Annotated in this window: 15 protein-coding genes; 12 read left to right on the top strand and 3 right to left on the bottom strand. The window is 32.9% G+C overall.

The window, feature by feature from the left end; genetic code table 11:
• Window positions 1–14 precede the first annotated feature (14 nt).
• On the bottom strand, window positions 15–221 hold the full coding sequence (locus BM084_RS12490) for a DUF5712 family protein (protein WP_093305125.1): 207 nt from the start codon (window positions 219–221) through the stop codon (window positions 15–17).
• 6 nt (window positions 222–227) lie between these two features.
• Complete coding sequence (locus BM084_RS12485; RefSeq protein WP_093305122.1) at window positions 228–584, bottom strand: BfmA/BtgA family mobilization protein; 357 nt, start codon at window positions 582–584, stop codon at window positions 228–230.
• Window positions 585–1727: 1143 nt separating this feature from the next.
• Here BM084_RS12485 and BM084_RS12475 point away from each other — a divergent pair.
• The 10 genes from BM084_RS12475 (at window position 1728) to BM084_RS12430 (ending at window position 9741) form a co-directional block, all read left to right on the top strand.
• Complete coding sequence (locus BM084_RS12475) at window positions 1728–2300, top strand: hypothetical protein (RefSeq protein ID WP_143083655.1); 573 nt, start codon at window positions 1728–1730, stop codon at window positions 2298–2300.
• A gap of 155 nt (window positions 2301–2455) precedes the next feature.
• The gene (locus BM084_RS12470) at window positions 2456–3118 is read left to right on the top strand and encodes a hypothetical protein (RefSeq protein WP_093305116.1); all 663 of its coding nucleotides are present in this window, start codon (window positions 2456–2458) and stop codon (window positions 3116–3118) included.
• A gap of 163 nt (window positions 3119–3281) precedes the next feature.
• Complete coding sequence (locus BM084_RS12465; protein WP_093305114.1) at window positions 3282–4319, top strand: serine hydrolase domain-containing protein; 1038 nt, start codon at window positions 3282–3284, stop codon at window positions 4317–4319.
• A 113-nt stretch (window positions 4320–4432) separates the two neighbouring features.
• Complete coding sequence (locus BM084_RS12460) at window positions 4433–5056, top strand: DUF4386 domain-containing protein (protein ID WP_093305111.1); 624 nt, start codon at window positions 4433–4435, stop codon at window positions 5054–5056.
• Between the two features lie 4 nt (window positions 5057–5060).
• The gene (locus BM084_RS12455; protein ID WP_245764372.1) at window positions 5061–5828 is read left to right on the top strand and encodes a DUF6090 family protein; all 768 of its coding nucleotides are present in this window, start codon (window positions 5061–5063) and stop codon (window positions 5826–5828) included.
• 233 nt (window positions 5829–6061) lie between these two features.
• Entirely contained in the window at window positions 6062–6595 is a 534-nt protein-coding gene (locus BM084_RS12450) for a hypothetical protein (RefSeq protein WP_093305109.1), read from the top strand.
• A 226-nt stretch (window positions 6596–6821) separates the two neighbouring features.
• Window positions 6822–7322 carry a hypothetical protein gene (locus BM084_RS12445; RefSeq protein WP_143083654.1) on the top strand — a complete coding sequence of 167 codons (501 nt, stop codon included), beginning with the start codon at window positions 6822–6824 and terminating at the stop codon, window positions 7320–7322.
• Complete coding sequence (locus BM084_RS12440) at window positions 7322–8119, top strand: tetratricopeptide repeat protein (protein WP_093305105.1); 798 nt, start codon at window positions 7322–7324, stop codon at window positions 8117–8119. Before BM084_RS12445 ends, BM084_RS12440 begins: the two co-directional genes overlap by 1 nt.
• Window positions 8120–8260: 141 nt before the next feature.
• A complete protein-coding gene (locus BM084_RS12435) occupies window positions 8261–9133 on the top strand; it encodes a carboxypeptidase-like regulatory domain-containing protein (RefSeq protein ID WP_093305103.1) in 873 nt (290 codons plus the stop codon).
• Window positions 9134–9399: 266 nt separating this feature from the next.
• Window positions 9400–9741 carry a hypothetical protein gene (locus BM084_RS12430; protein WP_093305101.1) on the top strand — a complete coding sequence of 114 codons (342 nt, stop codon included), beginning with the start codon at window positions 9400–9402 and terminating at the stop codon, window positions 9739–9741.
• Window positions 9742–9877: 136 nt separating this feature from the next.
• Here the strand turns inward: BM084_RS12430 and BM084_RS12425 are convergent, their stop codons facing one another.
• Window positions 9878–10255 (bottom strand): MotA/TolQ/ExbB proton channel family protein, encoded by a 378-nt coding sequence (locus tag BM084_RS12425; protein WP_093305099.1) that lies wholly within the window; start codon window positions 10253–10255, stop codon window positions 9878–9880.
• An 81-nt stretch (window positions 10256–10336) separates the two neighbouring features.
• Between BM084_RS12425 and BM084_RS12420 the strand changes: the two genes are divergently transcribed.
• Entirely contained in the window at window positions 10337–11107 is a 771-nt protein-coding gene (locus BM084_RS12420) for a LytR/AlgR family response regulator transcription factor (RefSeq protein WP_093305097.1), read from the top strand.
• Between the two features lie 427 nt (window positions 11108–11534).
• Complete coding sequence (locus BM084_RS12415; protein ID WP_177195697.1) at window positions 11535–12722, top strand: alpha/beta hydrolase family protein; 1188 nt, start codon at window positions 11535–11537, stop codon at window positions 12720–12722.
• Window positions 12723–12874 lie beyond the last annotated feature (152 nt).

Below are 12874 nucleotides of genomic sequence, written 5' to 3'. Positions count from 1 at the left end.
GAGTAAAACTTCGGTTACTTCGTTTCCAATTTAGCGGTATTGGTATCTACTTCTTTTGCAACTTCTTCCGGAGAAATACTATTTTCTTTCTGATTAAAGATAAATTCCTGGTCTTTTTCCATCCCGGGAAGCTGGTTCTCTTTCTCTGGGCAATCAACAAAACCTGCAGCGCTTTGAGCATAATTTGCTCCCAGTTTTTGTGAAGTGATAGTGATATACATAATAAATTATTTATAAAAATCAGGATGAGTATCGTCTTCCTCGTAATCCCTTTTGCGATTAGAGTAATTGTTTTTAGGATCTGCTGCTTCCATGAGCGATTCCAAAATGGCTAAAGTGGGGTTTACTTTATTCTTTTCCATATCCCTCGTTATTGCGATCACGGCATTAATTCTTTTCTTTATGATATTTTCAATTCGCCTCCCAGTGGGGCCAAAATTTTCTTTTGGGGAAATCTCATTGTAAAGGAAAAAATCCAACATCCCTGCCAGTGCCTCTGAATGTGTTTTGTAATGTATTCTGGAAAATTGTTGAAAGCGTTCCGCGGTTTTCTTTTCGAATGTGATGTTCTTAACCTCCTTCATAATTCAGTCATTTTTTGAGATTTACTGGTTTTTACAACCATTTTACTGGGCTTTAGAGGCCAAAACCAGTAAATCCCTATTTTTATAGTATTTAGCATATTTTTTAAATAATTGATAATCAATATTTTAAAATAGAAAAGGTAATTCCTAACGGGGCTCTGCCCGTTACCCTCTTGCTCTACCTTTTCGTCCCGCAGGGACAAAAATCTTGACTATTAAAATGAATTTAATAGCCTTTTAAATGTTTAAAAAACTGTATCCTGTTTTTATGATTTGAAAAGAAAATCTTTGAAGTTTACTATAGAAAAATGACCAAATAATTGAGATTTATATAAACTAAGGTTTAGCTCGATTTTAAATTTTATTTCTTCCATAATTGCTTTTTGAGCTTTTTTGGTGTGATTTACTTATTGTATCCTGAGCGTTTTCCTTTTTTGATTTTTTTAATTCCGATTCCTTTTGTGGGTTTTGTATGATTTCATTTTTCCGTTATTCGATTTACTTCCCGTAGAGCCTTCACTGTTACCTTTTTTTGATGCTGAACCATTTTCAAGATTTAGAATTAGGGAGAACTTATAAAAAGGGAGCGCAGGGACCGGCTTTATGCAGTATGGACTAACTTCTCAATCTTGGTATTTTGCATTACAGAAAAAGGTAGTGGCAGTGAAGGCCGGGAGTTCTTCAGATATGGAAAAGGAAGAATAGGAGGGGAGCTGGAAGCGGAATTAAATTAATTATGGAGTCCAATTTAGCGGACTTCATCGAAAAACTTCGAACTGTAATGGAGCGATCTGATTTTTCATCGGGTTAGCGTAATGGAAGTCGCAATTTCTTTGATGGGGTCCATGATCTTTACAGAGAAGCGCTTTTCCCGGAATGAAGCTTTGGCAAAATGTAGCGGGAATGGGCTGAACGGGTTTTGATACATATCACGATGTATCCCATTCCTTAATATCTAGATGTAAATTTGTATTTCAATATTAACAACAACGTTATAAATCTTCAGGAGAAGTCTGTCCAGCTTATAATTTTACTGTAATGCAAACTGAATTTGATTGAGAGGAAGTCTATAACCGATGATTAAAAAAAGTATATTACAGGTGATATAGCGAGATAATTGTAATATTCACAAAAACGAGTGATATGAAAATAAAAAACTTATTCATTTACGTAATACTCCTTAGCTTCATAAATGGGTATTCTCAACAGGACGATTCATATGAGTTAAAAATACTATTTTCCGGTATGATAGAAAATCATAAAATTGACTATCAGAAATCAGAAAAAAATTCAAGAATTATTGTAAGCCGGCTTGTCTCTAACTCCCCAAGCAGTGAAAATGATTATCTAAAAATGAAAGAGTTAATTGCGGAAAACAAAGAATATGCTTTAAGAAAAGTAATTCAAATTACAGAAAAGTATAAAGAATATGAGAGAGATACTTTATATATAGAATCTGAAAATTCTTTAGAAAAAACGGTCACTGACTTTGTTCAAAATTGGAAGAGAATAAAAAATAATATGAAGTTAAATCCGGATAAAAGACTAATTTTAGATGGGTATGGGGTAGTTATTTTCCTAAAAACAAATGAACTTAATTATGACCACATTTCCGCAAGAAGTCCGAGTTCCACTTCTCATCCCGAGATATTTGATTTAATTTCAAAAGTGAAAGCTTTTTATAAAAATGAGGCTAAAAATCCAATACTCGAATAAAATACTACAGCTAAAATCGTTAAAGAAAATAGCTTAGGTTTAGCTTAAAATCTATAATTTAGAACTCTAAATTGAACCTGGTTTAGCCGACAAGTTAGCTCTTCCCTACACGCTACTTACCTTAACCGTAACCCTTGGCTCCAATACTTTAAAAAATGACGAACAAAATTCTACTTCTATTTCTTATTACTATTTTATTTTCATGTACTTCCCAAAAAGAATCTAATTATGCTAGCGAATTATCAGGTTGCTTGAATGAGAATGATATTAAGGTTCTAAATGAAGCAACCTTAATATTCAAGGCAGAGTTAGCAAAGCATTACAATCAAAAAAATGACAATAAAAATTTCAAATCCTATATCGAAGATTTAAGTTCTATGCCTCCAAATCATGATTTCGCTCCAGACTTTTATGTAAATGAAAAGGCTGTTGAAATAATCAAAAAACTGAAGGAAAATAGGACATTTCAGAAAATTTGGGTAAAGTATGAAGTGAATAATTCTGAACAAGAAATAACTCTAGTTTCATTTTCTGATGAGATAGAAGAAGAATCTGAACAAGAAGAATTGATTACATATGTTTTAAATCCAGACGGAGATTATTTAAAATGCATAAATAGTAATTATACAAATGAGACTATCAAAGAAGTTTTAAATGCTCAAACAAAATATGGTGATATTTCGCCTTCTATTATTGCAGGAGCAATGAATTCAAAATTAAAAAAGGAAGATTTCCAAAATGATATGACTAAGCTAGTAGTTGCTTTTGCTCTATATTATAATATGGTAAATCTTCTAACAGATCATCCGATTAAATAAATACTGGAGCCAACAACGCATCGCAAATGGCAGCCTTAGAAAGAAAAGAACTAAATTAGTTTCCTTGACAAGCAAAATCGTTAATCCGAAAAAACCTCCTACCTAGTCTACTTGTCTACAATCATAAGCCTGGTGGCTAATTTTTAACAGGTGCTGAAATACTATGAAAAAGAAAACAAGGACTTTGATAATTAGAGCAATATTGTTCGCTGCAACAATTGTTTCCTTATACTTTGTCCCTTGGCCTATAGTAAAAGCCTGGATAACTCCGTTACCCGATTCAATTCAAAAACAGGTAAATAAAGCAGAGGATTACGGGTTTGATGGTATAATTGTATGTATAAACAAGAAAGGGAATCAATCAGAATTTTATACTTCGGGCTACAATAACAGAGAAAATAAAACCCCCGCAGACCCGAATTCATTATTTAAAATTGCTAGCGTAAGTAAGTTGTATAATGCCTTAGCTGTTGCAAAGCTAGTTAATGATGGAAAATTATCATTAGACAAAACACTCGCCGATTATTTACCAGAATTGAAAGGTAGAATAGAATATGCCGATAAAATTACTTTACGAATGTTAGTGCAGCATAGAAGTGGTATTCCAAACTTTACTGACACTTATATGTATTGGGTTGCTCCTAAGGAAACCACTGATGAACAACTTGCTTTGGTTTTGGATAAACCTGCCAATTTTAAACCCAATGAAGATTATGAATATTCCAATACCAATTACTTATTACTTGGAAGAATAATGAACCGGGTTCTTGGATATGATAAATTCAAATATATTCAAAAAGAAATTTTAGATCCTTTGAACCTAAAACATACTTTTAGTTCAATTCAGGATGTAAACATAAATGATGTAATGAGCGGTTACTATGTGGGCTATGATAAAGATCTAAAAACAGATAATGTAGGTTCCATGTTGGCAACGGCAGAAGATTTGAGCAAATTCATCAGAGCTTTAAATGAAGGTTCTGTTTTTAGAGATAAAAAAGAACAAGAGATATATTCTTCCATTTATGGATATGAGCACACTGGTTTAATACCAGGTTATCAGACTATTGCCAAGTATCATAAAGATTTAGACGTGGTAGTAATACAATTTACAAATACAGTAAATTTTGACGGTTATAATTGGAATATGTCAGAAATAATGTACAATCGTATTGTAAAAATAGTTAAGGAAAAAGAATAAGCGAAAATTTAAAAAAATATATTAATTTTAATTGGTAAGATGCTATACTATAATAGTTTACTTTCTTTCTCCAATGCTAGACTTAGGGAGTTATTAAAAATTAATATGTTGAAATGGAACCAAGAAGATTATCAATAATTACCGGTTTAAGTTATTGGATAATTTTTTTTGCTGCCATATTCGCCAATTTTTTTGTTCTTGAAGCCATCGTCGAATCGCCTCTTGAAACCGTTCAGAGTAATGCTTCAATAGTCAGATTTGGCATACTGGCATTTCTGATCACTGTTGTATTTGACGTGGTGGTTGCTTGGGGGCTTTACAAGTTATATCAAAGAAATCTTTGGACCGGTTTAAGTATATCTTTCAGGATGATGCATGCAGCCATTATGGGTGTAGCCATATTTGCGCTTCCATTTGCACTAAAATCTACCACAGAAACTGAAATTCTAATACAAGTTGATATTTTTAATACCATCTGGCTAATAGGCTTGTTCTTTTTTGGAATCCACCTGATCCTTTTAGGCCTAATAATCAGGAAACCTTTAATTATTGCATGGTTTCTTACCATTGCGGGAATTATGTATATGGTTGATACTTCTGCACATTTTTTAATTTCTAATTATAGTGATTATCAATCCATATTTTTAATACTGGTCGCTATTCCCAGTATTATAGGCGAAATGTCATTTGCAATTTGGCTTATATTAAAAGGAGGTAAGAGTTCCACTGAAATTTAAAAAGATGATAAGATTTTTCAGAAAGATCAGATTGAATTTATTGTCAGAGAAAAAGTTCACCAAATACTTATTCTATGCCCTGGGAGAGATCATCCTGGTGGTAATTGGGATTTTGATCGCGCTGGCGATCAATAATGCTAATCAAAATCGAATAAACAACAATTATGAACAAACATATTTACTTGGTTTAGAACAAGAATTTGAAACCAGTAGAATGAAGTTAAAAGAATTGATCGCAGTAAATAAAGACAATGCTAATAATTCCAAAAAAATATTACAATACACAACCTATAAAAATGAAACTCCAACTGAAGCAGTCTTTTCAAATCTTCTGTATAATACCTTCTCTAATGATATTGCATTTAATCCAAATAATTCACTTTTAAATGAAATGATCAATTCCGGTAATCTTAAGAACCTTTCAAATACAGAATTAAGAAGACAGCTAACTAACTGGCTGTCTACTATGGAAGATATTTCAAGACAGGAGAATGAATTAAGTGTTCAAAGAGAAAAGGTCCTGGATATGTTCAGAACAGATAAGAGCAGCCTTAGGACAATTTTAGAACAAACAAGCGTGTATAATCAGATTGGTTTACCGGAAAGTGAAAATGAGGTTAGCAACTTGCATTTATTAAACTCCACAGAATTTGAGAATAATATTCTGATGTTTATTTTCACCAGTTACGCGACCGAACAGGCACATTACTTACCTACAATACAAGACCTGGAATTTATTTTGCACTTGATTAGAAAAGAAATAAAAGAATGAAAATCAACTCGGTGAATATTTTAATTCCAGGCATTAAATAACAACGCTGTCAATTACATTTACTACATCTAACATACGAACCAAGAATGCACTCCAAAGGCATATGGATAATATGATATAATTTTTGAGAGTTATTAGCTAATAGAGTTTAATGCAATTTTCACCAGAACATTGACGCAACCTTTTTGTCATTCTCGCATCTTATAGTAGAATAACCAATTTTAAATTAAAAAATGAAAAAGTTATATCTTATTGGAATTTTAATCATCAATCTCGTAATATTAGGCTCTTGTGATAAAGAAGATATTTCAACGGATATTGGGGACTTAAAAGGAAGTTGGTTTCGTTCGGATAAAAACAAAGTTTCAGCTGGCCCAAATGAACCTTCTTTTTTCAGAGGTGAATCGCACATAAATTTAAGCTTTGGGGAAAACGGGGAATTTATCAAAAAAAGAACAACTCTTGGATTATATGAAGGAACCAGCCTCGAAGATACCACATCAATAGTAATTGAATCAGGAACGTATACCGTTCAAAATGATAGCATTAAAATAATTCTTGACAGGCGAACTTGGCGGGATTCATTTTATGAAGATATGGAGGATTTCGAAGATAGTAATTACGATCCTAACAAATACGGGGACATCACTTTTAAGATCATTGACGATGAACTAAAATTAGAATATTTTATTCATACCGATGTTGTCTCAGAAGATCAGGAAAAACCAGGAGTAGATAAGTTTGAGGAATCATATACTAAAATGTAGAACTGTACTTTAAAATTAATAGCGTTTTTCATTTCTTTTGGCTTTAGTAGGGTGTTTCACTAATAAGTATAACCCCGGGAGAAGAAAATAGTTTTGGTTTAGCTAAATTCTCTATTTTAGAAGTCTAAATCAATATTAGTTAAGCCGACAAGTTAGTTCTTCCCTACACGCTAATTCCCTTAACCGTAACCGTTGTATATAACTATGCAGCATCTAATAAATAAAATTGAAAAGTAAAACGAACATTTTCCTTTTGATTAGTTTTCTATTTGCACTGAGCATTACAGCATGGGGATATTATCAGGCGACACATAGAATTGGAGAGTTAGAAGCTAATGACAGAATAGATGACAATGATTTTGAACTTTGCAATGAAGATAAGGTTGCTGAGTATTACGGAATGAATACCGACTATATTGGAGGGAAAAAAGCAATAAAAAACAGAATTTTGAGTGAGCTACAATTTTTAGATTTCAAGGAATCTGGGCTGTTGACTTATAGATTCGTTGTAAATTGTAAAGGAGAAATTGGTAGATTTAGGTTAAAGGCAACTAATAAGGATTTACAAAAAACTGAAGTTAATTCTAAGAATATTCTAGAGATTGAAAAAGAGCTGAGAGCACTTAAAAATTGGAATCCAGCCATAAACAAATCGGGTTATACTTATGACAGTTATTACGTTTTAAATTTCAAAATAGAGAATAGTAAAATTGTAGATATATTTTAATGAAGAAAATTTTTAAAATATTAAAAATTCTTTTGACTGTTCTTTTCACATCTTATTCAATATTTGTGATTTTATTTCTATTCTTTTCGGATAAAGAAAAGAGATATGATTTTGCTTCCCACTTGCAAGGAGATTACCTTTCACAATCAATGTTTGAAATATTGAAACTCCAAAATCCGCAAAACGATGAAATTTATTTTGAACAATCAGTTCCTTATAACAAAAGAGGGTTTTACAAGGAAGGTTTCCAACTTCTTAACAAAGCTGTAGAACTAAAGCCTAAAATGCATTTAGGGTACAGGGGTTATATGAAACTTCGATTCCTAAGAGATTTTAAAGGAGCTTTAAAGGATTTTAATCGGTTAGATTCATTAACTCCAAATTTCGTAGACTCACCCTGGGGTGAAGATATTGACTTTTTAATGGGAGAAGCATATTTTGGACTAGAAAAATATGATAAAGCCATAACTCACTTTGGGAAAAGTATAGAGAATCAAGGAGAAGGCTGGGTTGATATTCAGGCTTTTGTTTACACTGGGCTTTCAGAATATAAATTAGGGAATTTTGATGAGGCAAAAATACAGTTTGAAAAGGCATTAAGCCAATCTAAATATACTGTAGAAGCTCATTTAGGCTTAGCTAAAATTTATTTAGAAACTGGCGATTTGACTAAAGGTAAACTTCATTTAGACAAAGCAGAGAAATATTTCAGTTATAAAAGAAATGACCCTTATAACGAATATTTAAATGAGGTATATGAAAGTGATATCGTAACATTAAGAAGTTCAGGAACATAATTGCGTAAACTAACTTATATTAAAAATTGGGGGCACAGAAAAGAACGAAATTAATTTCCATAAGGATAAAAAACCTTAAACCGATCAATTGGAGTTCCCAGCCGTTAACACCTTCTACAAATTGTGATGAAAATTTAGTAAATGAATAAAACTTACCTTACTTGCCTATTAATTATAATTTTGGTTTCCACGGGATTTTCGCAAGAAATATTACTAAAAGGAGAAATAACAGATAAAGGTAAAACAGGCCTACCCTTTGTAAATATTGGAATTCCTTTGAAAAATATTGGTACCGTTTCAAAGGAAAATGGAGAATACAAACTTAAGATACCTTCAAATATTTCTGAGCTCGATACAGTGATATTTTCCTATATAGGTTATAAGACAGTAAAAAAGTCGGTTGCTGAATTACAGGACCCTAAAGGAAAATTGATTCAGATGGAAATTGAAGAAAATCAATTGGATGAAGTGGTATTTGAGACGAAAAAATTCAAAGACAAAAAACTAGGAAGAACTAATAATGGTCTTGGTTTAATGCATTTAAATTTTTATACAGTTTACGAGAAGGAAATTGATGATAGATTAAGCAAGGAAAGAGGAATGAATTTTAAACTTAGAAAAAATTGCCGGCTTGAAAGATTTCATTTTGCAATTTCTCAAAATGAATTTAAAAGTTTAAAATTTAGGATTAACATCTATAATTTAGTAGAAGACCAGCCTCAAGATTTATTAATATCGGATAACATTATTTTCAAAATTGAGAACGAACAAACTGGTTGGCAATCTATTGATTTAAATCGTTACGATATCTATCTTAAAGAAGAAATAGGTGAATTTTTATTAACTATACAATGGGTGGAAAGCAAAAAAGCTGAAGCTGATAGTAAGTTCTTTTCTATTCCAGCAAGTAAATCCCCATTTCATAAAATTTATTTTAGGGATAAAGCAATGGATAACTTTGAATCTCAAACCGGAAGTTTGAGCATGTATTTAGATGCCAAGTGTTCTAACTAGATAAAAACTAGTGGTAATAAGCTTTGATTCGGGGGTTTTGATTGTGCTTTTAGATTAGAAAACGGGCAATTTGTTAATGTAACAAAGAATGGACTCTGGTAAAAGGAATACAATACAATGCTTCATATCGGTTAATCAACAATAGCCGGCAGCGTTGTAAGAAAATAATTAAATTGCTCAAGCCAGTACTTTAGCTTCCTGGAAAAACCAAACGCTTAAAGTAAAAAACGTTACTTTTATGGAACTGGTCTGTAAATTAAATTCTAATGTTAGAACTGGGAAAAGTTTATTTACCAACGTGGCTTTCCTATGACCCGGAAACAAATATGATTTCCCTGGATTTACCTGAAATTCATACTCCGGATTATTTTAAGAATGTTTTTTATTCTTTGCAATTAGCTTTTAGTGGGACTCGTGTTACAGTTATGTACTATGGTGAAGATGACACTTACCTCTCACAGGTTCTTTACTTTGAGGATTGGGAGATTGCCGGGGGAGATTTAGAATCAGAAAGTTTCGGTAAAATTCAGGAAAGAGCTTTGAAGGCCCTGGGTAATTATATTCCAGACCTTAACAGGGAGGTATTTGATCTCTTTAACGAAGAGTAGACTCCATTAAACGGTGAAATTTTTCACTTGGATTTATGGAAAACTACATTATATTTTCTTACCTGTGATAATCGTTTTTAAAGTCTTTAACTGCTCTTAGTTCTGGTTTATTTTTTAAGGTTTGAAAAATGATGTTCTACTTAATTATCAGAACTCTTTTCAAGAGAAACCAGAGTATTATAGAAAATGTAAAAATAAAAATACCGTAAACAGTAGGGATCATTGAAATTTTAAATCCTTCTGCAAACAGTTCACGTGATGCCTCCACTTCTCCAAATCTGATCGCTCTAAAAGCAGAGAACAAGCCTATCAACTGACCAAGAATTCCAATAATCAGAGCAAAGATGCCTAAAGACTTTACAGTGTTTATCTTTCTTAAGGTTTGTTCAGAATTATTTATTTTGCGAGTAGAAACAGTGATAAAGAAAACCACCGAAATGATAAGAATTATAAGTAAAATAATGGTCAGAATTCCCATAAAAATTGGGCCTCCTTTAAAGAACAATTCTATCATTTCTTTAAGTTTAAATTACGGAAGAAGCAGTTATGCTGTTTTCTGTTTCCCAAATATAGCGAGTTTCGTTAATCTGAAAGAATGAAAAAGTCCTTACTCATTCAGGTTTTTTATTGGAGCTCAGTTCTTTTGGTCTTTACACTAATTTTCGGCTTTAGCTGGGAGAGTCCTCTTTTGGCCTTCTATTTTTCAGCTTTGTTACTTCCAATTCTTATAATTACCACCTATTTTTTTAATTCGTATTTGGTACCGAAGTATCTTTTAACCGGCAGGTATAAAAAATTTGCGCTCTATTTCTTTTATATGCTGGTGGTTTCGCTCTATTGCGAAATGCTGGTCTCTTTATTTTCGTTCGTAATTATTGCAGAAATGGATAAAGCAGTGGTAAACCTAGAAGGTATCTCTATTTTTACCCTGGGCATAAGTCTTTACCTTGTTGTATTTTTAACAGCTTTTATAAGGCTGGTTATACGTTTTCAGCAGAAAGAAGAACTCGTTGCCAGTCTTGAATCTGATAAAACAAAAAACCTACAAGAGAATTTACTGGTTCGGGCACAGCGTAAAAATCATCTTATTCCGCTGGATGAACTTCTTTATATCGAGAGCCTAAATGATTATGTGAAAGTAGTTACCACAGAATCTGAACTTATCACCAGAGAAAAGATCACCAGCCTAAACGATAAATTACCAGATAGATTTATAAGAATACACCGGTCTTTCCTTGTAAATTCTGAGAAAGTGACTTCATTTACCGCTACCGAATTAAGCATTTTAAATACCACTCTACCAATCAGTCGAACTTATAAAAAACAGGCTGTCGAAATTTTGGAAAGCTTTCAGCCAAACTCCTAAAGGAAATCGAATCATTATTTAGTAAAACCTTTCTATAAACTCCTTAACCTAATAAAACCGGGCTTTTATCGGTAGAATGCAGTTTTAGTTACGGATTCTACCTTGCTTTGAATAACCTGCATTAGCGAAATTGTGAGCCTACAATTATAAAAAAATCATCATGCAGTTATTTGAAATTCTCTTATTATCTATTTCAACTATTTACCTTGGATTCCATCTGTTTTATCAGAAAACTATTGAACCAAAATATATTTCTGGAGTATTAATATTAGTACTTTTAGTTCACTTGTTAGTGGAGGGTTATCGATGGCAAATGATTCCAACTTATTTGCTCTGGGTAATTGCTTTTATCTCCGGTTTGCGGAGGTCAAAAAAAAGTTCCAGAACATTTATAAAGGTTTCTAAATGTATTGGGTTATCACTTTTTTTGATAATCGCAATTTTTCTTCCTTCTGTTCTACCCGTATTCGATCTACCGGAACCCGAAGGTTCATATTCCGTTGGTACTCGCGATATTTTATTAGAACTAAACCGTGAAGAGGTAATTACAGAAGAGGAGGATGACAAGCGTAAGCTTATGGTAAAAGTATGGTATCCTTCAAGCAATAGAGAAGGCGAAATCGATCCATATATTGATCAAGGAGGAAGACACGGGTTTGCCCAGAAATATGGACTTCCAAATTCGACATTTAACTATTTGGATAAAGTAGATACACACGTATATAGAAATGCCGACGTTGCTGAGGGAAAATTTCCTGTGCTCGTTTTTTCACATGGGTATAACTCTAAAGCCAATAACTATTATGCATTATTGTCCCAAATCGTAAGTCAGGGCTATGTGGTATTCGCGGTCAATCACACCTACGAAAGTACAGGAAGTACTTTTCCTGATGGATCTGAAATTTATTTCAATTATGAATATGCTCAAGAAATTGAACAGGGGACCTGGGAAGATATGGAACCGGTGGTCGCTGCTTTTAAGGAGGATCTATCTTTTAAAGACCGACATCCTATCGTAAAAAAGGGATTGAAAAATTATTTCGTGAGAGAAATGCTTGAGCGTTGGTCTAAAGATCTTACAGGCGTTGTGGATCATATAGATTCCTGGAACACGTCTGGATTTTTAAAAGCAAAGTTGGATACAGACAATATTGGCGTTTTTGGTCATTCTAGAGGAGGAGGTGCGGCCGGAGAAGCATTATTAACTGATAAAAGGATTAAGGCAGGAGCTAATGTTGATGGCGTGCAGTGGGGACGTATAGTAGATAGCGCTTTTGAAGATCCTTTCTTATATATTTCTGCAGACTGGCCAGAAGATAAAGAAGACCTTAACGCACATGCCTATATTAATAAAAGCCGATCAATGTTCTATGAAGCCAGGATACTTAACACAGGCCATAGCAACTTTATGGATATACCGTTTATGATTCCGTTAGAAATGCTTAGCGAAGCCGGAGAAATTGAACCTGAGGTAGGCATTGAAATTACGAGCAGGCTAATCACATCATTTTTTGACAAACATCTTAAAAACAAAGAAGTAGATTTTAATTTGCTGGCTTCAGAATATGGACTGCTGAATCTTAAAACCTACAAAGGTGATCTTGTAAATAATTAAATCTAAATCTGTAATTTTTAGATAAGCTTTAGTTTGCTGAAAATGATTATTTTAGAAGATGTCTATTGCTGAAAAATGGTAGCTGGGATTCAGTGTTTTGCATTTGTAAATTTTTGTCGGCTGGTCCTAAAAGAGTTGCAACGACTTAATTA

Origin of the sequence: Salegentibacter agarivorans (genome assembly GCF_900113135.1) — a bacterium.
Classification (GTDB): domain Bacteria; phylum Bacteroidota; class Bacteroidia; order Flavobacteriales; family Flavobacteriaceae; genus Salegentibacter; species Salegentibacter agarivorans.
Note: the sequence above shows the minus strand (reverse complement) of the source record. Positions and strands in the feature narration are given on the sequence as shown.

Bases quoted from the DNA above. Each gene is read 5' to 3' on its own strand.
- BM084_RS12440 (WP_093305105.1), top strand. From the start codon at position 7,322: ATGAAGAAAATTTTTAAAATATTAAAAATTCTTTTGACTGTTCTTTTC.
- BM084_RS12455 (WP_245764372.1), top strand. From the start codon at position 5,061: ATGATAAGATTTTTCAGAAAGATCAGATTGAATTTATTGTCAGAGAAA.
- BM084_RS12430 (WP_093305101.1), top strand. From the start codon at position 9,400: ATGTTAGAACTGGGAAAAGTTTATTTACCAACGTGGCTTTCCTATGAC.
- BM084_RS12450 (WP_093305109.1), top strand. From the start codon at position 6,062: ATGAAAAAGTTATATCTTATTGGAATTTTAATCATCAATCTCGTAATA.
- BM084_RS12460 (WP_093305111.1), top strand. From the start codon at position 4,433: ATGGAACCAAGAAGATTATCAATAATTACCGGTTTAAGTTATTGGATA.
- BM084_RS12475 (WP_143083655.1), top strand. From the start codon at position 1,728: ATGAAAATAAAAAACTTATTCATTTACGTAATACTCCTTAGCTTCATA.
- BM084_RS12470 (WP_093305116.1), top strand. From the start codon at position 2,456: ATGACGAACAAAATTCTACTTCTATTTCTTATTACTATTTTATTTTCA.
- BM084_RS12465 (WP_093305114.1), top strand. From the start codon at position 3,282: ATGAAAAAGAAAACAAGGACTTTGATAATTAGAGCAATATTGTTCGCT.
- BM084_RS12435 (WP_093305103.1), top strand. From the start codon at position 8,261: ATGAATAAAACTTACCTTACTTGCCTATTAATTATAATTTTGGTTTCC.
- BM084_RS12420 (WP_093305097.1), top strand. From the start codon at position 10,337: ATGAAAAAGTCCTTACTCATTCAGGTTTTTTATTGGAGCTCAGTTCTT.
- BM084_RS12490 (WP_093305125.1), bottom strand. From the start codon at position 221: ATGTATATCACTATCACTTCACAAAAACTGGGAGCAAATTATGCTCAA.
- BM084_RS12425 (WP_093305099.1), bottom strand. From the start codon at position 10,255: ATGATAGAATTGTTCTTTAAAGGAGGCCCAATTTTTATGGGAATTCTG.
- BM084_RS12485 (WP_093305122.1), bottom strand. From the start codon at position 584: ATGAAGGAGGTTAAGAACATCACATTCGAAAAGAAAACCGCGGAACGC.